Origin of the sequence: Estrella lausannensis, from assembly GCF_900000175.1 — a bacterium.
Classification (GTDB): Bacteria; Chlamydiota; Chlamydiia; order Chlamydiales; family Criblamydiaceae; genus Estrella; species Estrella lausannensis.
Genome location: NZ_CWGJ01000001.1, coordinates 43,360 through 63,122, shown reverse-complemented (window position 1 = coordinate 63,122; position 19,763 = coordinate 43,360). Strand labels below are relative to the sequence as shown.

Sequence of the window (19,763 nt, the reverse complement as noted above, 5' to 3'; positions counted from 1 at the left end):
GACGACGGCGGAAGGGCCCTTGCCGAAAGATTCGGAATGGAGGTGCTAGATACCCTTCCTTTAAGCGCGCTGCCCAGATCCTATTACGAAAAGGTCTCTTACGCCTTCGCCAAGAAAAACTTGGTGCTCCCGATTGCCGTCGAAGAGGAAACTGTTATCGTCGCGATCAATGACCCTTTGCATTTAGAGCCTCTTGAGGAGATCCGAATTATTTTAGGCCTCGATGTAAGGGCGGTTTTTGCCCCGAAAGAGATTATACTCCACGCCATCCAGCATTTTTATAATCAGGAGAAGGGGGCCGCCTCCCAGCTGATCGCCGATCTTAGGGGCGATAGCGAGGATCTTGTCAAGGAAGGAGAGATCGAATCCTACGATCTTTTGGACCGTAAATTGGGGCAGTCTCCTATCATCAAGCTGCTCAACCTCATTTTGACGGAGGCGATTCAGCAAGGGGCTTCCGATATTCATTTTGAGCCTGGAGCCGATGGCCTGAAAGTGCGGTATCGCATTGACGGTGTTTTACAGAGCCGGCACGCTCCTTCCCAGGAGTTTCAGGCTCCTCTTTTAACCCGTATTAAAGTCATGGCAAAGCTTGATATCGCCGAGCACCGCCTTCCCCAGGATGGCAGGATCAAGTTAAAGATGGGGCCAAGGGAAATCGACTTCAGGGTGAGTACTGTCCCTGTAGTCGGCGGCGAGCGCATCGTCTTGCGTATACTTGATAAGGGAAACGTCGTCCTTGGATTGGACAAAATAGGGATGCTTCCCGAAGTGCTCGAAGAGTTTCAGAAGCTCATCTCGCTGCCGGAAGGAATCATCTTGGTCACAGGGCCGACAGGAAGCGGTAAAACGACGACCCTCTATAGCGCCATTTGCGAGATGGCCGATGATGAAATCAATATTATGACCGTCGAGGATCCTGTTGAGTATAACCTGAAAGGGATAGCACAGATTGCAGTCAGACACAAAATCGGACTTAGTTTCGCTTCGGGCTTAAGGCATATTTTGAGACAGGATCCTGATGTCGTGATGATAGGTGAAATCCGCGACGCAGAAACAGCGGAGATCTCCATTCAGGCATCACTGACGGGTCACCTTGTTTTAAGCACCCTCCACACCAACGATGCACCGTCGGCCATCACAAGGCTTGTCGACATGGGAATTGAGCCCTATCTTCTCTCGTCGTCTATCGCGGGCGTACTCGCTCAGCGACTTGTCAGAACGATTTGCAACAACTGCAAGAGGAGAGTCGAACCTACGCTTCGCGAGGTTAAAAGCATCGGTTTAAAAGAGAGCGAGCTGAATAGGGCTCACTTTTCTGAGGGGGCCGGATGCGAGAGGTGTTATGGATCGGGCTACCGGGGAAGGCACGGTATTTATGAACTGATGGTTGTCAATAACGTGATTCATAAACAAATCGTGACAAGTCCTGACGCTATCGAATTGAGAAGGCTGGCTTTGGAAAGCGGCATGGTGTCTCTCCTCGCGCACGGTGCTGAACTCGTCAGACAAGGTGTTACAACCATTGCAGAAGTGTTGCGTGCCACACGTGGCGTTGAAGGCGAGGGGTAACATATGCCTTTATTCACCTACCAAGCCCTTGACTCTCAGGGAAAGAAAGTATCCGGCGTTCAGGACGGAATGAACGAAAAAGAGGCTCGCGAAAAAATCCGGGCTCAAGGGCTTGTCTTGATTAAGCTGGAAGCGAAGAAAGAGACAGCAAGCAAAAGCCACTTCTCCCTTTCGGATCTGAAGACTTTTACCCTCGAAATGGGCGAGCTTGTCAGCGCAAAAGTGCCTCTTTATGATAGCTTAAGCACCGTAGAGGAGCAGTCCCGCGGGGAGAAATACCATCCGGTCCTCCTCTCCCTCTGCGAAAGCATTAAGTCGGGGACTCCGCTCTCCGATGCGATGTCTGAGTATCCGAAAAGCTTCGACACCCTTTATGTCGCGATGATCAAGGCTGGCGAGCAATCCGGTTCTTTGGAGACGGTTTTTAAACGGCTGAACTCCTACCTTGGAAAAAAAGAGAAGCTGCAGCGGCAGCTGATGACCGCGATGATCTACCCTGTCGTCCTCTCCATGTTCTCGCTGATTGTCATCGGGGTGCTGCTTGGCTATGTCGTTCCCTCCATCGAAGGGCTTTTCGAGGGAAGGGAGATGAATGGGTTTACTGAGGCTGTGATTGGAGTCAGCCATTTTCTGACTAACTGGTGGTGGGTTTATCTGCCTCTTTCCGGTGCCGCCATTTTCATTGGCTGGAGGCAGCTTAGAAAAGAGCAGGGCCGTCTTGCGATGGAGCGCCTTGCCATCCGTTTACCGCTCGTGAGGAAGTTGATCATCAATTCCGCTTTGGCCAGGTTTTCAAGAACGATGGCCACTCTCATGGCGGGAGGTCTGACAATTATCGAGTCGCTCCGCATCTCGTCCAAGGTTCTCGCAAGCAAGCCTCTTGAGGAGGATATGCTTAAGGTAGAAGAGAGGATCGTCCAGGGAGGTTCCTTAAGCCGGGAACTGGCGAAAATTCAATGGATGCCCGGACTTGTCGCGAAAATGCTGGCGGTAGGGGAAGAGGCTGGCGCACAGGAAACGATGTTTAATAAAATAGCGGATATCTACGAAGATGAGGTCGAAAAATTGATCGACAGGATCATGGCCCTTTCCCAGCCTGCGATTTTGGTTGTGATGGGATCGATTGTAGCCTTGATCATGTTGGCTGTTTTACTGCCCCTTACGGATATTCCCAATCTGTCTTGATTCATTAGAGGAGAAAAGAAGATGTCTTCGTCACTTTTTAAAAAGAAACTATATAAACAAACCAAACGATGCATCACTTTGGTCGAGATGATGGTTGTTATCTTCATCATCGGCCTCATCGTTTCTGTCATCGGCTTCAGATATCAGGGGGGACTCGAAAAGGGTAAGGCCTTCAAGACAGAGACATCCATCGACAAGGTAGAGACGATTTTAAACCTGCAGGTTGCTGAAAAGCCGCAACTTTTGGACAACATCGAAAAAGACTGGAAAGAGATCATCAGGAAAGATTCCTTGGTCAAGGATCCTGAAGCGCTGATTAAAGACGGCTGGGGAGATGATCTGGAAGTCGATTTGGATGACAACAAAGCCATCCGTGTGAAATCAAAAAATCTTGATGCTTATAAGAGCAAGAATAAATAAGGCATGATTTTCAGGAACGGTCAACGAATTGGAAGGCGGTGTCTCACGCTGATCGAGATGCTGATAGTGATCGCCGTCCTTTCGTTTGTTGGCTCTCTTGTCGCTTTTGGCATTCATGCGGCCCGGCAAAAGCAACTGTTTCTCTCGGAAGCCGAAGAGGTGCTAAAGGCGGCAAGGATGGCTCAAGACCTCCTCCTCATACTCGACGCGGACACGACTCTTAAATTCCAGGCCGATGAGGAAGGTATCTTGTATTGGATATCTGTCGAGGGCGGAAAAGCGGATTCTTTCATGCGTAACTTAAATAAGAAAAGACGGCTCAAAAGCATCCATGTTGTCGAATTCGATGACGGCATGGCTGACAGGGAGGAAGGGCAGCTTTCCCTGCATTTTCTCTCATCCGGCTCCAGTCTACCCAAGGGTATATTAAGGATCTCGACGGCGCTGTCTTCAAAAGAAGACTCAGCTCTCAGCCGCTATATTGCCTTCTCCGGCTACCCTTCCTACATACGTTCTGTTTCGACGATGGAGGAGGCACGCTCGATCATTGAGGAAGACAACGAAGGGGGGGAATTGGTCGTAAGGATGATGCAGGAGGAGGTCGCTCAGTTGAGTCAAAGAGGGACTGCCGTAGAAGGAAAATCCGAAAGCAAAAAGCCCGATGAGAAAAATTCTCCATAAAAGACCCTTTCGGCGTTTGCCCTTTTTGCTCCTGGAAGTGATGATTGCGTTTGGCATCCTCGCCCTTTCAGCGATCCCGCTCGTGTATCCCCACCTGCTGATTTTGAAAGAGGAAAGAGCCCTGATTTTGGAGCTTGATGTCGACCTCGCCGCACAGAATCTGATTGTTGATCTTCTGACAGAACTTCACGAAAATCGCGTCCCCTTCCGTCTGATAGAAGATGAAGGGATTTTTGAGATGAACAAAGAGAAGATATCCAAAGCAGGAATTACCCCTGAAGCTATAGAAAAGGTCTTTGTGCGCTTCACAGAGAATCACAAGCCCAAACCTCCCAAGTCTTCAACACTCTTCTATGTAAAAGGCACTCTTCACATTCTTTATTCCCCCCTATATAAAGAGCGAATCCGAAGAAACGAGGCTACCTACACCTTTAGCTTTTTAGCCCTGAGGAAAGTGCCTGAAGTAAGCGGCAGGGATGAAGAGTTTGGCGGAAAAGACAAGGAGGCAACCGATGAGAATCAATAGCACCTTCCTTGGAAAACTGTCGGGAAAGCGCAAATTTTCTTTCACTCTGATCGAAGTGCTGATCGCCTTGTCGCTGTCGTCGATCATTATGACAGCCATGTTTTACTTCTACCAAAAGGCCGTTCGCCTGGATGCGGAGATCCAGAAGGTGGAGGAAAAAGTCTTTTCACTCAGGCTCCTACAGAGCCGTTTGATGAAGATCGTGCCTCGAGCTGTATCTCCGAAAGAAGCAGAGAAAGATTTTTACTTCCTTACAGGGTATCAGGATCAGATTTCCAAAAGCGGCACCCCTTACTTATTGTTTAGCTATGACAGAGGGGTGGATATCGAACCGCAATTTTCCAATATTGTTCTCGGAAGGCTCTATGTGGACAAGAAAGGAAGGTTGATGCTGGCTACTGTGCCGGCACCTTCAAGATGGGGCCAGGGGGCTTTGCCCATCAAGCGAGAGATGTTGCTTAGCAACGTGGAGAATATCTCCTTTTCCTTCTACAACCCTCCGGAGAAAGACCGATCTCCCCTCAAAGAAAACAAACCTCGTATTTTACGAGGGGTTATACTCGAAGATCCCGAGGTCAAGGGAGGGTTTTTAAAGGAGTGGAAAAATGAGTACGGAATGCTCCCCGCCCTCCTTAAGATTGAGTTAGAGACCAAAAAGGGGGATGTTTCCGAGAAAAAGACTCTCTCCTACGCCTTGCCCTACTCCAGGCAGGTTGTGGTATACGACAGGGGAGGGTAAAAGAGATGCAGATTCTTTTCTTTGTCATTTCCATGCTTCTTCTCCTGGCCGCTATGACATACGCGAAGATGGAAAGCTATAAATCGGTTGTTCTTTTCAGAAATCAACTGGAGTCCTATTCCGACGTGAGTAAAAACCGCTTCGATGAGAGATTTTACGATGCGCTCTATGAAGAGACTTCGATGGATTCTAAGCAGGGAGGCACTAAAGCGAACTCAGGGGAGGGATTTGCTTTCATTGGGCTGACACCCCTTTTGACCGAGAGTCCTGAGGGAGAAGAAAATCGCAATTTCAGCAAGAAGCTTCTCAAAGAGATCATACCGGTTCTCTATGAAGATCAGTCTTTCTATCAGCAAATGGTGAGTAAAAGACCCTCTTTCGCGAACGATTTGGTCGAAGAGCTTACTAAAGCCCTCCAGCACAGTATAAAAAACAGAGGCAAACCGCCCAAGAAAATTGAAGAAATTGCCAACATCGAGTTTGAAGACCCGCTCCTTGCCGAGGGTTGGTACAAAATGCTCAAGGGGTTTATGGCCCCAAGGGGAGAGAAAACAGAACTGCAAGAGGAGTATCCCTCTATTATCGATTATCTGACACTGAGAGGTGATGGAAAGATCAGGCTCTATCTGGCGCCAAGGCCTCTGCTTTACGTTCTTTTTGGGGAGAGCGGAACCGCAGATGAGGCGGCCGCTTTAAGAATGGAGCTTTATAATGACGTCAAGAGTGACCGGGTGAAGCCCGAGCAGGCGACCAAAACTTTTGAAGAGGCTTTTCAAACGCGCCTAAGATCCGATATTCCCCCTGGAAAAATTGATTTTTCCGTTTCAAAGACCAATCCTAAGCGTACTCCCAGAGTGCGGTTCCTGTAGAGGGTAGCAGTCTCTAAGAGACTGTCCACAAACTCAAATCAGTATGCTTATAACCCAATGGAGCAAACAAATCATACGATTTCAGCTTGTGGACGGTCTCTAAAGCCCGGACAGATAATCCGCCACAATTCCCTCAATCCCTGTAGGATCGAGAGGGAATGCATTCAGGGAATCTACCTGATGAAGCGAAAACAGGATTTGGTCGTATTGAAGCAGTTTATTGCTCGAATTAATGTACGTCCCGTAGGATTGCACTACCGGAGCGAAGGGAGATGCTCCATTGAATGCCTCCTTCAGGGCGCTGTCGACTTCGGGGGACTCAACATTCATGTCGCCTGCAGCAAGGGTGGGCATGCCTGGTTTGAAAGTTGCCTGGAGGTAGCTTGAAAACTCCTGAGGGCCGCACGATCCCTCTCCACCCGGTATGTGCGTATTGATGATTCTTAAACGCTGTTCAGATCCCCGGATGGAAAAAATCACATCCTGGACAAAGTTGTCTCGATCTCTGGAGTAGAGGCCGTGGATGACCTCATATTCCTCGACCACCAGTATCTCTTGGTCATAGATCACAAGCCCCAAGTCGTTAAATCCCGGATCGGTTGCCAAGATGCAAAGCTGCTGGGGAATATCTTTTTCGATCAGCTTTCTCATCGGCGTTGAAACCTCCTGCAGTAGAAGGATGGGAGACCTTCCTCTTTGCATTTGGCCCCAAAGGATGGATTGAATGAGCTCATTGACCTTGAGTTCCCTTTCGGTATAGGAGGTTCCCTCAATGATTCGGTCGAGTTTGAGTATGGCACTCTCTTTCATTCCATTTGTCTCGGCATCCTGTTCTATGTAAGGGATCCATAGGGAGTTGAGGATATTCCAGGAGATGACCGAAATAGGTTTTGGCAAATCGGAGGATTCCAGAGTTACACCGACAGGCAGATGGTCCGACGGACAGTTCCATCCGCTGCTTAAAGATAGAGGGGTCATAGACATACTTACCAAAGAAACAAATATGACAAGGATGCTCCGCAAAGTTTTAAAAATCAATCTCATTGACATCTGGAAATCTCCATTAAAAAGAGAAACCCTCTTTCAATTGAAGTCTTAAATCACCTTGAATTTGATTCATGACTCTTTTACTAAATTTCGGAAAGAAAAAACTTCGTGCTTTTTCGGCATTGTATCTTATACGGATATGCCTGCGGATCGCCTTTTTTAGCGCATCCGGATCTTCCACCTGATAGCGGAGGTGGATCTTTTTTTCGATCCTCTTGAAGAGAGTGCGCACACTCTCGGACAATGCCTCTCCACGGTCTATCACCGATGAGTTTGTGATCATATGGGTTGATAAGCTGGCGATGGCTTTAGGGCTAAGATTTCCCTCTTGTTCAAATGTGCTGATAATGTCTTCGAAAAACCTTCGCTGACCATACTGAAAAAGGGAGGATTTGGTGACTATGGTATTGAAAATGACCTGGTTTTTTTTAGATGCGTAAAGCGCAAGCAGCTCCAGAGAACCGTAATCGAAAGGGACCAGCTGCGTCGGTTTGATGCATTTTAGAATGCAATCACGGCTGAAGTACAAATACTCAAATGGGATGTTCTTTGGCGTTTTTTCGATCTGTACCATAAAGCGGATGAGACCGATAAAAGGCCTGAGAAAAGGATTATCAGCTTGCTTAAGTTCGTGGGATGACTTCCACTCGATCTGGGAAATGTGCTTTAACATCCGCTCTTGTAAAGCGGCCTTTCCGTCTTCTCCTATTTCAATCCAGGTGGGAGGCACCAGACCGCTCGAGACATCTCTTTGAAGCTGCCGCCGAATTTCCAGGGTCGAAAGATTCTTCCCTATGACAACTACAGCATCCTCTCTTTCACGGCAAAGAAACACCAGGTTTTGATTGGGGGTGGATTTCAGGTAGCGAATTTCCTCCCCGAGCGTGTAGGGGGTGCCGTTGATAGGCACGGTATCGCCTTTTTTGAGCGTTTTCCGCCATTCGATATGTTTGGGGTCTTCTTTTGTGAGAGTGTTCAGCCCCCTCTTGAGCAGTTCAATCTCCAACAGCACGAGAGAAGGTTCTTTGGCTACAGGAGAGGAATTCATGGCGCTGATATTATGAATAAGCGCCTCCAGCGACCTCCGGAGTTTTTTTTGTTTGACCTCCAGGCTTTCCACCCTCTCGATCCAATCTCCCAATTCTTGCTCTTCCGTTTTAGTCAGTGGCTTTTCCATGGCCAGTTTGGCGAGGGGGTAATAGGGGTAGAAATCTTCGGAAAGCTCTTCCAGATCAATCAATCGCTGATAGGATGCAATCTCTTTTGTGCTCGGGAAGATAAAGGGGTTGCCGCTCTCTTCGGGAGCCTCAATATTCTCTCCGGAGAAGTAAGTTCTGATCAACTGTTCAACTTTTGCGGTCTTGCGCTTAAGAATCAGCTTCACAAACGGCATCGTCCTATCGTTCCAGTGATGGATTTGCCAGCGCAAATTTTTATACAGATCTGTTCTGCTTTCATACCCTTCACAGCGCTCTCCAATCAGGGTCTGGTAGCGCTTAAAAACAGGTTCGATCTCTTTTTGAAACTGCTGATAGGATTGAACCACTTTCATGAGGACTGTCTTAAGCCGTTCGTTTTTCAGCCCGTGCCCGAAAAAAAAGCCAATGACGGCGTAGATGACTTTCCAAAATCTTCCAAAACCGCTTCCTGAGGAGTATACGTGATTCGAAAAAAGACTTGGCACAAGTTCGGGTTGACCGCCGACGTGTGCTTCATAGTAGAGCTCCTGGAGATTGGCTGAAAGTTGTTGAGGAGACAGGGTCATATTTAAAAATGATCAACGTTACGTTTAGCGCGAAGGGACGTCTACCCTATCCGGAAGCTCTCATCACCCTCATCTCTACAAGAACCCTTATCATGCAGAAATCAAGATAAGAATGCCAGAGTGCCATGAAGCGAAGGGTAATTTAACTGATTAAAATGTAAATTCTTAGGAGGGGAGGGTTTGTTAAAACTCCCGCCTTTGATGCACGTTTCCTATATTAAGCTCCAGTCTGTACTTGGAGATTGTACGCCGCGCGCAGGGGATTCCTCTTCTCTCCAACTCTTTTTCGATGGTGAGGTCTGAGAGAGGTCTTTTTTTATCTTCACCGTCGATGATCTCTTTAAGAATATCTTTTACAGTCTTGGCAGACACTGCTTCTCCGGAGACGTTCGTGTAGGAGGCTGTAAAAAACTTTCTTAACGGAAACACCCCTCTGTCACACGAGAGGTATTTGTTTGCAATCGCTCTTGCAATGGTGGATTCGTGCAAGCTTAAGTCGTCTGCAAGCTCTCGCATGCATGCGGGTGTCAGAAGACCTTTGGGGTCGAGGAAAAAGGATTTTTGCTTGTCGGCCAGCCACTCGCCGATCTTCTCGATTGTCGACTGGCGCTGAGCGATGTTCTTGATCAGCCAGCGCGCTGATTCGATTTTGTTTTTTAAAAACTCTTTTTCTCCCTTATTGAGAGATTCATCCTGCAAGAGACGGATATACTGCCTGTTGATCTTTAGCTCAGGCAGGCGGTCATTATTAGCCTTCACGTGCAGGATTCCGTCTTCCTCCTGGATTGACAGGTCGGGAACGATAATTTTCTGGCCGGTGTTTGCGAAAAGGTATCCGGGATTGAGATCCAGCTGGACGATATGGTCTTTTACAGCCTGTTTAACCATTTCCGGACTTTCTTTAAGTTTCGCAGCGATCAGCTTGATTTTATTTTGAATCAGTTCGTCAAAGAACTCGTCGACGATTCTGAAGGCCAGTGTGTTTTCTTTGTCTTTGCGTTTCAGCTGAATGAGAAGGGACTCCCTAAGGGAGGTCGCTGCGATCCCGGGAGGGTCGAATTCCTGAATGCGTCGTATCACGTACTCCACAAGCTCAGGCGCTTCTCCGGAAAGGAAGGCTATCTCATCAAGAGGCGTTGTCAGAAATCCTTTTTCATCCAAGCTTCCGATCACCGATTCGGCGGCCTTCATTTCGCTTTCAGTTGTAAAAGCCTCCTCCGCCTGGCGCATCAGGTTTTCGAAGAGAGTATCTCTCTTTTGGACGAGAGAGAGGAGGAATGTTTTTAATTTATCCCCGTCTTCTCGATTTTCGGAGGATATTTTTTCTTGGTAGAGATTTTCGGTGAAATCGTCGTCCATACGGCTCAGCGCTTCAAAATCTCCCTCATTAAACGAAAGTTCCTCCTCGAGGTTCTCCTTTGGATCCCTCTCCCACTCCTCATCTTCTTCGGGTGTCGATTCCCGCTCCTCCAAAATATCCAAAAGAGGATTCTCTTCGAGCTCCTCCTCGATTGTCGCTTCAAGCTCCTGGATGGGAAGCTGCAAAAAATAGATTCCTTGCTGCATCTTCGCAGACATGATGAGCCGCTGGGATTGCTTTTGAGTAAGCGACTGCTTTCTTTCCTGTTTCAGCTCGAATTTGGGATTCAAAGGCAATCTCCTTTGGAGAGTTGTTGATTTCAGTTATAGGACAGTCTCTTATGCCGAAGTGTCGCAAAATTTGTTTTGGGCCAAGAGGAGGCTTTCAGGATTCTGTAATCAGAAGTTACCCATACTTTTGATACTAGGTTAACTGCACTCATTCAATCTCGGGAATCCTTTTTGTTAAAACAAATTTTGATGCACTTTTGGTATATAGCGGAAACAGGCAAAACTTTATACCGAAAGTGTCGCAAAATTTGGTCCTGAGGTTTAGAGAAACTCTTGCCACGGAAAGACTATGTGCGTCTATATCTGGCTAATATTAAGTTGTTTTGAAATATTTTAGTTCTCGTAATTTTGGGAAGACCAAATCCCCAATTGCGCTATATTTCTTCATTAGCTTTAAAAAAAATAATTTCTGGAACAACATGTGACTGAAAATCGAATGAGGTATTTCCGATGTCATCTTCTTCCCTGGATAACGATACCGGTCTTTCTTCCCCTCAATTTTCGGAAAAGAAGAGAAGAACGATAGGAAAAGGGGATGAGACGATTCTGATTGTCGACGACGATCCTCTGATCAGAAGCTTGCTTGAGCAATCGTTGACTCAAGCGGGCTTTGAGATCATTGTAGCCAAAGATGGCGACCATGCGCTCCACTTGATGAAAAGTGTCAGGGTTGCCGCCATTGTCTGTGATCAGAAGATGCCGGGAATGGCCGGTCTTGAAGTACTCAAAACGGTGGCAGAGATAGAGCCTGACGTGGTTCGTGTCTTGATGACGGCCTCGCCCGACTCCGGGGTGGCCATACGCGCTGTCAATGAAGGAAAAGTGTATCAGTTCATTGAAAAACCCTGGGACGAAGCTTTGCTGATACAAACGATGAAAGGAGCTGTCAGGCAATATAAGCTTGTGCACGAGAACAAGACGCTGCAAACCTTGCTTCTTGAAAAGCACAATGCTCTAACGCAGTCCCTTAAAAACCTCCATCAGGAAATCAAGATGGCCTCCATCATTCACGAAACCCTTTTAGTCGGTTCGGTGCCGAAGGGAATTAACGGAATGAGCATTGAGGCGGTTACAGTGCCCTCGAAAGGAATCGACGGCGATTTTTTTGATTTTTTCAACCAGGGAGGACGCGTCTTTGACATTGCGGTCGGGGATGTGATGGGAAAAGGAATTACCGCTTCAGTTGTAGGCACGGCCGTCAAAACCCAGCTTTTAAGGTTTGCCAACCCTGTTTCGGCACTCTATGGGGATTCAGAAAAGGCACCTATGAGGCTTACTCCGCAAGAGATTGTCTTCAAGCTCAGTCACGAAATCGCCGACAAGCTGATGCGACTTGAGTATTTTGTTTGCCTGATCTACGGGAGGTTCGACCTGGACCGCCAGATTTTTTCATTCGTCGATTGTGGTACGCCAGGACCTATCCACTTCTCTCATGCACTTCAAAGAGCAAAGTATGCCGAATGTAAAAATTACCCGATAGGGATTGTATCACCCAAGAAATACGCCTACAACGAGCTCTCGTTTGCTCCCAACGATCTCTTTGTTTTTTGCTCTGATGGCGTTACGGAGGCGAGATCTCCTGAAGGGGAGGTGTTTGGAAGCTCGAGGCTTCTTGAAATCGTTGAAAATTCCGCTCGGCTTGAGCCTAAGGATTTGATCGAGCTGATCCAGGATACTGTGCTTAGCTTTGCGCAAAAAGATCACTACGATGACGACTTAAGTTTGATTGTTGTCAGGATTGATGAGGGTATCGAAGAAGGAAAGATAGCCAAAGAAATCTCATTCAGCAGCCGCCTGGAAGAGCTGGGACGGCTTAGATGCTGCCTTAGAGAGAGATTGCGTGAATGGAATTATTCTGATGAAGAATTTGCCCTGAAGCTTGAGCTTGTGGCAAACGAAGTTTTTTGCAACATTGTTGAACATGGCTACTCCTTCAAGGAAAATGGAAAGATTTTTGTAGATATACGAAAAGAGAAGGGCGGAGTCTGTATGGAATTTTTTGATAAAGGCGATTCTTTGGAACCCTCTCGACTGATTCACGCTGAACTCTCTCCGGAGAAAAGTCAGGGGTTTGGCCTCTACATCATCAAAACAGTGTGCGACCTGGTGGAATACCAGTGCAAAAACAGCAAGCAGAAGTGGAATAGGTTGAAGGTGTTAAAAACGTATCCTTCAGGAGGATAAATTGGAGTTGGTCTACGTAAAACAAAACGGCGTTTACATAGTGCTCATAGGTAAGGAAAGTCTGGACGCTAAGGAAGCGCCCGAGTTCAAGCAAAAAGTTCTCGACCTCATAGCCAAGGAGGACTGTCGTAAGGCTGTGATCGATCTTTCCAAGCTGAAATTCATCGACAGCTCCGGCCTGGGATCCATTTTGGGAATATCCAGAAGCTTGCAGCACCGCGGGGGAAGCTTGAAGCTCGCTTGCATGTCGCCTACAGTTAAGGGAATGTTCGAGCTGGTTTCCATGCATAAGATTTTCGAGATCTATAAAAGTGTGGATGAAGCTGTAAAATCATTTCAGGAACATGTTCACAAATCATGAAAAGAACGCTTTTGTTTTCACTGGCCGCAGTGCTGGTTCAGGCATGTCCCTGTTTTCCCGAGGTGGTTACATTGACACCATTTAAGGAAGTGGTTGGGTGTCTTGAGGAAATTCCTGAAGATGAAATTGCGGACAGAGACCGCGAATATCGCCCTTCATTTTACGACGAGCTGCGGATTGAACGGGAGTGGAGGGAGCGTAGGGGAAGAGGGCGTGCGATGCGCGAGAGTGAACCTAGGCCACGGGCGTCATCCAGCAAAAGCCGGCGTTACGAAAGAAGCTGATTTCCTACCGAAAGTGTCTCAAAATCCCAAATTTTGAGACAATTTCGGTATACTTAAGAATTTTCGTTCTCACTCGCGCCTTGCCTCTCGGCAATGGTCGCTCGCTCCGGACAAAAATTCTTAAGGCCCTCCTGGCCAAATTTCCAATTCTTCAAGTTGTTTCGGTATAAAAGCCCCCCTCTTGAGACGCTTTCGGCGTAAATAAATAATTGTTTTAAAAATCCTTCCTCGATTAAATCATCTTTCAGTAAGATCGCAAGAAATTGATCCTGATCGTGATTATGTCGGATTCTCTCTTTGGGAAACGGCAAACGAACCTCATGTATTTGAGAAAGTTTTGAAAGGGTAAGAGATTGCTAGCGTATGGCGATTTGTCGGTTAAATCGACAAAGGCAGAATGGACTGCCAGACTCTGGGAATGAGCGCTGCTCAACTTGTCTGATACAAAATCTGAAAAGGTTTTTAGCAGCATTAAAGTCTTGAGGATAAAACAGCTTTCATGCTAGTCAAAACCTTTTCATCCTATGATCAGTTAAGTTCTGTGCAAAGAAAACACTTGTAATCGATAAAGAAGGCAGACCATGCGAAAGATCGCTTTCGTCCTTATGCTTGTTGTATCAGCGGCTTTAGCTTTTGTCGCGGCAAGATATTTACCCAATCAGCTGGAAACATTCGACATTAAGGATGTTCAGCCCGAATCCTGGCCTAGAGGAGCCCTTCTTGAGGAGAAAAACGAAGATATCGCCCTGGCGGATGCTCCCAGAAAGAGATGGAATTCTCCGGAAACTTCTTTAGCAACATCGAATGAAGAAGAATCATCCCAAGGTGAGACGATTGGTGGGGAAAGCGATGAGAGCGACAAAGAGGCAGAGCCCGAGCCGGGAATAGACTCCCATGAGGAGCTGAAGACGAAAGAAGAGCCGGAGACTCCACCTCAAAAGGAAGCGCCCTCGAAATCGGCAGAAGATGAAGCGGAAGCTTACGCAACGGCAGAGAGGCTTTTCAAAAAAGGGGATGAAGGCAAGTTCCTTCTCTACACGGAAAAAAATAAAAAATATCTCAATCCGAATACCGAGTTCGGACAAAAATGGCTCTCTCTTCTTCTAGATCATGCGATCGAGAAAAAAGACGAGTCGCAGCTTGTCATTTTATCTCAGTTTGCGCCGGGTCTTTTCAAAAATAACGAGGAAGCATCTCTTCTTTTAGCTAAAGCTTTTATCGACTCTGCAAGAGACGAAAGTTATAGGAAACTGAGAAATTCATGGAAAGGATCTGAGCAAAACGAAGCGGGCTGGCTTGTTCTTGATGCGGACGCCTATCTCTTCGAGGGAAAGCGCATGGAGGCCATAGAGCTGCTTAAGTCCAGGCAATTTGAGGGCAAACAGGATGTCCCCAGGCTTTTCAGGCTGGCTCTAATGCAGATAGCTGAGAACCCAAAGACTGCCTTTGAGTATTTGACAAAAGCCAAGGAACTGGATCCCCAAAATACGGAAGTTCTTTCCTATAGAGGCCGCATTTTGGAGATGGCCGGTAAGGGAGATCAGGCTTTCTCGGAATATTTCTCAGCATGGTATCAAAAGCCGCTCGATCCTAAAACTGTAGAACAGCTCTCGGATTTTTACATCAGGCAAGGCAGGTTTGACAGAGCTCTGGATGTTTTGGAAGCCAATCTTGACAGAACAAATGACAGCGCGCTCTTATCTAAAGCGCTTTTCCTCAGTAAAACTGTAAAACCTTTGAAAGAGGTCAAAAAGGTCGAAGCTTCAGATCCGGCTTCAAACCAGTACGTGCAGTATCTTGCCAACTTAAGGCCGTGGGAGTTTTGGGATGAATCTCAGTTTGAAAGGCTGAGCAAGCAAGAAAATCTGAGCTTGTCTGAGCAATCTGCTTTTTGGCTTCAGCTTTTAAGTTACTTGCGCAAGGATGAAAAACAACAAGCTCTTGAGCTTCTCAAAAATAATCCGTTTTCCAATCAGTCCTGGAATCCCTCCTTGGAGCTAGCCTTAAAAAGCATCCTTACCTACCAGCTCTATGGATCCCCTGCCTTAAAAGGCAAAGACATACCGCTCTCCAAGCTGGAAATTAAGCTGAGAGAGTCTCTGCAAAACAAAGCCAATCCAGGGTTTATCTCCAGAGTTAATTCCTATGCACTGAAATCGGAAGAAGATCCGTACATCACTCTGCGTCAGGAAGACAAAGATATGCTTCTCAGCCATATGGCCTATGTCGCCGCTCTCTTAGAAACAGGCTGGACGGAAGCAGCGTTGGATATGTTCAACGAAAGTGCTAAAGAGGCTGCCCCTGACTCGGTGCTTGTGAATTTGACGAAAGCCTATGGCACCAACCGATCCATAGCTAAAGCTCTCGAATTTGCCAAAAGGCAAAGGGAGTCTAATGAATTAAATTACACGATTGCAGAACTTCTCATCCGCGACGGACAAGTTGAGCCGGCCATAAAACTACTCAGCGAAGTGAAAGATGAAAAAGGCAATTTAAGCCAACAAGCAGCATGGCTGCGGACGCTGGCCTACATTGAGAAGGGAGATTTTGCTAGGGCGCGCAATGAGATACAGCTCAACGCAGGTTTAGACCAGAGCCTGAAAGGTAAAGAGCTTTTAGCTAAAGCAGCTCTGTTAGAGGGAAAAGTGGATTTAGCCGATGCAATCTACGCAGACATTGCCGGTGAATCGATGGAAGCTAAATCGTATCTGGCAAGGCGTTACTTTGAGCGTGGGAATATCGCCTTGTCGAAGAAGTTAACGCTTGAACTTTTAGAAAATAATCCGGGCAGTGAAGTTCTAAGAAAAAATCTGAAGATGATCGAAAAACAAGAGGGGACCCCTAGATAAAACCGGTTTGAGGGTCCTCCTAAAGCCGCCTCGGTATCATGCAGGGCGCAACGAGAAGATCATACCGATAGTGTCTGGAAATTTGGGACTTTGGCTCTGAGAAGCCCTCAGGATGGATAGATTGCATGCTACCTTTCATCTCCAATACAAGTGACTTGCAATCTTTCAGTCTTTGAGAGCTTGCCTTTTGCCAAAAAACAAATTTTGAGACACTTTCGGTATATATGATTCTTCTTTCGATAGTGGTCATAGGGAACCAGGCTGAGGAGTCTTTAAGGGACTGTCTTTCATCTTGTCTCTCCATGCATATGTCGGAAGGCGTCTTGGAAGTAATCTACATCGATGCGAAGGCATCTTCCCAAAACATCGCCATCGCCAGGGAATTGGGCGTACGCACTCTTATCCTAAAAGACACAAACGCCAGTCAAGCCCATTGTAAGAATCTTGCTCTCAAAGCAGCCTCTGGGGAATTCGTGTTTTTTATCAGTCCGAAATCCATAATCCATCCGGATTTTGGGATGCGGGCTATAGAAGAGTTTAAGGAGATGAGCGTTGGAATTGTGATCGGTTCGGTGCGTGAACTGAATCCTGCGAGATCACTCTACTGCAGCATTGTCGATCTTCAGCTAAGACGGCTTGAAGGTCTACTTCCTTATGTTTCCGGGGATATGGTTTTACGCAAGTCATCTCTTGACGATGTAGGGGGATTCGACGAGCGTTTAAATGGCTCGGAGACAGAGGATATCAGTTACCGTCTTCACAAAAAGGGGTGGCTGCTGCGTTCTTTGGATGTTCCCATGTCTTTGATAAACAGTCGAATTGACACCGTCTGTCAATGTGTACAAGAGGCTTATGCGAAGGGGTACACCTATGCGCCCCTTTTCGGGAAGTACCAAGCCGAGCCGAGTCCTTGTCCTAAAGATCTCTTGCTCAGCCCTCTTCGTTTTGCCTGGATCTTTGTTCTGAGTGTCATATGCCCGTTTGTATTGAGTTTTATTTTTCCCGCCCATGCCGGGGCATTTTTTGTCGTTTTTATTTTGCTTTTTTCCCTTGGTTTTCTCTTTTTGGCGGTGCGCTTCTATCTTTTCACTTCCCTTGTTGAAGAGAGCCGCATTCTCAGATTTTGGTACACGCTCCATCATTTTGTCGTAAGTCTTCCTATCACCCTGGGGTGGCTGGCCTATTCGTTAGACCAGTTGATCGGTCGGAAACGCTCTTAAAAGTTCTTGGTTTGTCATTTGAAATAGTGGCCCACTATTGCCGTGGTAATGAGTTCACCACGGGATGTTGTTATGAGATCTCTAATCGGAAGCTGCCTGAGAGGCGGACCTTTACTCTTTGATTGGGGGCAATTCTGCCTGCAAAGGCCAAAGGGGAATGAGCGCCTTTGCTATCGATGGGATAAGAAAACAAAACATCTTAAAAAATGTTGGTGTCTTCCTCTCATATGAACCCTATCTTGCCCGGAAGGTCAAAAGCGAAAATATCAAATCAGGAGAGATAGCCAAGGACGAGCGAACGCTGTCCTGGTATAGATGAAATCCACACGGATTCGGATTCCTGATCCATTTTTGAAGGGGCAGATATACCGAAAGTGTCTCAAGATCTGCAATTTTGAGATACTTTCGATTTAATTCAATTTGAAGTAATTTATCGTTTGGCGCGATCTCAAAGAGATGTAAATGCAGTGTGAATTATTGTTATTTATTATATAATGAAGTTTTTGTTGTATTGCACCAATTCGCATGAGTTTGGTTGCGTTTTTTTATAAATTATAGCCTACTCCTTTTTTTGGCCTTTAAGGGACGTTTTAATGTTCAGCTTTCGTCAGAAGATCTTCATTTCCTACATCGGTGTTTTTCTTCTTTTTCTAGTTCTTCTGTTTCCGTTCGCGACCAAGACTGTCGATGAGATCGTTGCCAAGACGATGTCGGATCGTGCCGATGAAATGATCGTCAAACTTAAAGAGGCAAAAACAGATGACGCCCTCATCAGGCGCATGAAAGAACTGAAATGGATGATCTTTTTCAGGGTCAGCATCATTACCGACGAGCGTAAAGTTCTCTACGATTCCCATGCAAAAAAGCTGCTCGGTCCCAGTTTCAGTCAGGATTATACTCTCGACCATCCCGAAGTTGCTCAAGCCTTCCGAGTCGGGGTCGGCTACTATGAAGGCTACTCAAGGTTATTCAAGCAAGATTTTGCCTATATGGCCAAGGCCTTTGACTTTCATGGCAAAACATATGTGCTCAGGATGGCCTTTCCGTACAGGTACATCATCTCATTGACCCGGGACTTTGAGATAGGCTTCTTGGGTCTTGCGACTTTGGTGTTGTTGCTGTTTTCCATCATGACATGGTTTATCATCAATCACCTGACAAACCCCATCCAGCAAATCATCCGGGCGGTGAAACCTTATCAGGAAGGAACTCAGAACGTAATTCCTGAGATCCGCATCCGCTCCAGTAATACCAAAGACGATTTCGGCAAACTCGCCATGACGTTGAATTCTCTTTCACAAAGGATTCAGAGTCACATCAACTCGCTGACAATGGAGAGAAATGAAAAAGAAGCCGTCTTGGAGTCTTTAGTTGAAGGTGTTGTCGCGGTGGATAACTCCATGGTTGTTCAGTTTGCAAACGCGATGGCGCTTAAGTTTTTGGAAAAGGATAAAGACACTATTTTGGGGAAGAATTTCTCGTCTTCGGAAAAACCTTCTTGGGAGGAGTTGCTGAAGAGGTGTCAGGATAAGGAAGAGGTACTTAAGATTTCCGAGCGGCTTAAAATTGAGGGAAGGACTCTTTTCCTCGATATTGTCGCAGCACCCAAGAAAGCGCGATCGGGGGCCATTTTAGTTATCCAGGATAACACGTCCCAGCATAAAATTCTTGAGATGCGAAAAGACTTTATTGCCAACGCATCCCATGAGCTCAAGACACCCATTACAGTGATCCGCGGGTTTGCCGAAACCCTGCATGACAACCCGGAACTGCCCTTAGAGACCACTACAGAGATCACTGGGAAAATCGTGAGAAGCTGCGAGCGGATGACCACGCTCATCAAAGATCTCTTGACGCTCGCCGATATCGAGCATCTTCAAGAATCGCGGCTTGTTCCCTGCGACATCATTGAGATCCTGGAAGTGTGTGTATCGATGCTGCAAGATGCACATCCGACAGCCGAAGTCATCTTCAACTTGGGGCAAACAGATTCGATTGCTATTTCGGCAGACAAGCAGTTGATGGAGCTGGCTCTTTGGAATTTGCTTGAGAATGCGGCGAAGTACTCTAATCCCCCTGCGCATATCACGGTGCTCGTGGAAGATCGATCCGAAGATGTGGTGATTACCATTGCCGACAAGGGAATCGGCATCCCTCCGGAAGATGTCGAACATATCTTCCAACGTTTTTATACAGTTAACCGCATGCACTCCAAGAAAATGGGAGGGGCCGGCCTTGGGTTGTCGCTTGTCGAGACGATCATCAGCAAGCACAACGGAAAAATCTCGGTCGAGTCCGAAGTGGGCAAAGGGACGACTTTCACAATTCGTTTGCCTAAGAGACCGTCCACAAACTGAAATCGTATGGTTTGAGTTTGTGACGATCTCTAACTTAACACCCGTTGATTTTTT

Annotated in this window: 16 protein-coding genes; 13 read left to right on the top strand and 3 right to left on the bottom strand. The window is 46.8% G+C overall.

The window, feature by feature from the left end; all coding sequences use genetic code 11:
- The first annotated feature begins 36 nt into the window (after window positions 1-36).
- Genes gspE through ELAC_RS00235 form a run of 7 tightly spaced genes read left to right on the top strand, consistent with a single transcriptional unit; the run spans window position 37 to window position 5,992 of the window.
- Window positions 37-1,572 carry a type II secretion system ATPase GspE gene (gene gspE / locus ELAC_RS00265; RefSeq protein ID WP_420810319.1) on the top strand — a complete coding sequence of 512 codons (1,536 nt, stop codon included), beginning with the start codon at window positions 37-39 and terminating at the stop codon, window positions 1,570-1,572.
- Between the two features lie 3 nt (window positions 1,573-1,575).
- Complete coding sequence (locus ELAC_RS00260; RefSeq protein ID WP_098037271.1) at window positions 1,576-2,757, top strand: type II secretion system F family protein; 1,182 nt, start codon at window positions 1,576-1,578, stop codon at window positions 2,755-2,757.
- Between the two features lie 21 nt (window positions 2,758-2,778).
- Window positions 2,779-3,177 carry a type II secretion system protein gene (locus tag ELAC_RS00255; protein WP_098037270.1) on the top strand — a complete coding sequence of 133 codons (399 nt, stop codon included), beginning with the start codon at window positions 2,779-2,781 and terminating at the stop codon, window positions 3,175-3,177.
- A 3-nt stretch (window positions 3,178-3,180) separates the two neighbouring features.
- Entirely contained in the window at window positions 3,181-3,858 is a 678-nt protein-coding gene (locus tag ELAC_RS00250) for a type II secretion system protein (protein WP_098037269.1), read from the top strand.
- A complete protein-coding gene (locus tag ELAC_RS00245) occupies window positions 3,839-4,384 on the top strand; it encodes a hypothetical protein (RefSeq protein ID WP_098037268.1) in 546 nt (181 codons plus the stop codon). Before ELAC_RS00250 ends, ELAC_RS00245 begins: the two co-directional genes overlap by 20 nt.
- The gene (locus ELAC_RS00240) at window positions 4,371-5,123 is read left to right on the top strand and encodes a PulJ/GspJ family protein (RefSeq protein WP_158227762.1); all 753 of its coding nucleotides are present in this window, start codon (window positions 4,371-4,373) and stop codon (window positions 5,121-5,123) included. Before ELAC_RS00245 ends, ELAC_RS00240 begins: the two co-directional genes overlap by 14 nt.
- Window positions 5,124-5,128: 5 nt before the next feature.
- Window positions 5,129-5,992, top strand: coding sequence for a hypothetical protein (locus ELAC_RS00235; protein WP_098037266.1), 864 nt, complete (start codon window positions 5,129-5,131; stop codon window positions 5,990-5,992).
- A 99-nt stretch (window positions 5,993-6,091) separates the two neighbouring features.
- Here ELAC_RS00235 and ELAC_RS00230 read toward each other — a convergent pair whose 3' ends face one another.
- The 3 genes from ELAC_RS00230 to rpoN form a co-directional block, all read right to left on the bottom strand.
- Complete coding sequence (locus tag ELAC_RS00230) at window positions 6,092-6,970, bottom strand: hypothetical protein (protein WP_143406390.1); 879 nt, start codon at window positions 6,968-6,970, stop codon at window positions 6,092-6,094.
- An 85-nt stretch (window positions 6,971-7,055) separates the two neighbouring features.
- Window positions 7,056-8,804: a hypothetical protein gene (locus ELAC_RS00225; RefSeq protein WP_098037264.1), complete on the bottom strand. Its 1,749-nt coding sequence runs from the start codon at window positions 8,802-8,804 to the stop codon at window positions 7,056-7,058.
- Between the two features lie 183 nt (window positions 8,805-8,987).
- Window positions 8,988-10,454 (bottom strand): RNA polymerase factor sigma-54, encoded by a 1,467-nt coding sequence (gene rpoN, locus ELAC_RS00220; RefSeq protein ID WP_098037263.1) that lies wholly within the window; start codon window positions 10,452-10,454, stop codon window positions 8,988-8,990.
- 450 nt (window positions 10,455-10,904) lie between these two features.
- Between rpoN and ELAC_RS00215 the strand changes: the two genes are divergently transcribed.
- The 6 genes from ELAC_RS00215 (at window position 10,905) to ELAC_RS00180 (ending at window position 19,709) form a co-directional block, all read left to right on the top strand.
- Window positions 10,905-12,638 (top strand): ATP-binding SpoIIE family protein phosphatase, encoded by a 1,734-nt coding sequence (locus tag ELAC_RS00215; protein ID WP_098037262.1) that lies wholly within the window; start codon window positions 10,905-10,907, stop codon window positions 12,636-12,638.
- A gap of 1 nt (window position 12,639) precedes the next feature.
- The gene (locus tag ELAC_RS00210; RefSeq protein WP_158227761.1) at window positions 12,640-12,999 is read left to right on the top strand and encodes an anti-sigma factor antagonist; all 360 of its coding nucleotides are present in this window, start codon (window positions 12,640-12,642) and stop codon (window positions 12,997-12,999) included.
- The gene (locus tag ELAC_RS00205) at window positions 12,996-13,283 is read left to right on the top strand and encodes a hypothetical protein (RefSeq protein ID WP_143406389.1); all 288 of its coding nucleotides are present in this window, start codon (window positions 12,996-12,998) and stop codon (window positions 13,281-13,283) included. Before ELAC_RS00210 ends, ELAC_RS00205 begins: the two co-directional genes overlap by 4 nt.
- Before the next feature lie 581 nt (window positions 13,284-13,864).
- Window positions 13,865-16,132, top strand: a complete 2,268-nt coding sequence (locus ELAC_RS00195; protein ID WP_098037258.1) for a tetratricopeptide repeat protein — start codon at window positions 13,865-13,867, stop codon at window positions 16,130-16,132.
- A gap of 224 nt (window positions 16,133-16,356) precedes the next feature.
- Entirely contained in the window at window positions 16,357-17,352 is a 996-nt protein-coding gene (locus ELAC_RS00185; RefSeq protein ID WP_143406388.1) for a glycosyltransferase family 2 protein, read from the top strand.
- Between the two features lie 593 nt (window positions 17,353-17,945).
- A complete protein-coding gene (locus tag ELAC_RS00180; protein WP_098037255.1) occupies window positions 17,946-19,709 on the top strand; it encodes a sensor histidine kinase in 1,764 nt (587 codons plus the stop codon).
- The last annotated feature ends 54 nt before the right edge of the window (window positions 19,710-19,763 follow it).

Coding starts and splice junctions, on each gene's coding strand:
- ELAC_RS00240 (WP_158227762.1), top strand. CDS start 4,371: ATGAGAATCAATAGCACCTTCCTTGGAAAACTGTCGGGAAAGCGCAAA.
- ELAC_RS00180 (WP_098037255.1), top strand. CDS start 17,946: ATGTTCAGCTTTCGTCAGAAGATCTTCATTTCCTACATCGGTGTTTTT.
- ELAC_RS00205 (WP_143406389.1), top strand. CDS start 12,996: ATGAAAAGAACGCTTTTGTTTTCACTGGCCGCAGTGCTGGTTCAGGCA.
- ELAC_RS00195 (WP_098037258.1), top strand. CDS start 13,865: ATGCGAAAGATCGCTTTCGTCCTTATGCTTGTTGTATCAGCGGCTTTA.
- ELAC_RS00230 (WP_143406390.1), bottom strand. CDS start 6,970: ATGACCCCTCTATCTTTAAGCAGCGGATGGAACTGTCCGTCGGACCAT.
- gspE (WP_420810319.1), top strand. CDS start 37: ATGGAGGTGCTAGATACCCTTCCTTTAAGCGCGCTGCCCAGATCCTAT.
- ELAC_RS00225 (WP_098037264.1), bottom strand. CDS start 8,804: ATGACCCTGTCTCCTCAACAACTTTCAGCCAATCTCCAGGAGCTCTAC.
- ELAC_RS00260 (WP_098037271.1), top strand. CDS start 1,576: ATGCCTTTATTCACCTACCAAGCCCTTGACTCTCAGGGAAAGAAAGTA.
- ELAC_RS00235 (WP_098037266.1), top strand. CDS start 5,129: ATGCAGATTCTTTTCTTTGTCATTTCCATGCTTCTTCTCCTGGCCGCT.
- ELAC_RS00250 (WP_098037269.1), top strand. CDS start 3,181: ATGATTTTCAGGAACGGTCAACGAATTGGAAGGCGGTGTCTCACGCTG.
- ELAC_RS00245 (WP_098037268.1), top strand. CDS start 3,839: ATGAGAAAAATTCTCCATAAAAGACCCTTTCGGCGTTTGCCCTTTTTG.
- ELAC_RS00185 (WP_143406388.1), top strand. CDS start 16,357: ATGATTCTTCTTTCGATAGTGGTCATAGGGAACCAGGCTGAGGAGTCT.
- ELAC_RS00215 (WP_098037262.1), top strand. CDS start 10,905: ATGTCATCTTCTTCCCTGGATAACGATACCGGTCTTTCTTCCCCTCAA.
- ELAC_RS00255 (WP_098037270.1), top strand. CDS start 2,779: ATGTCTTCGTCACTTTTTAAAAAGAAACTATATAAACAAACCAAACGA.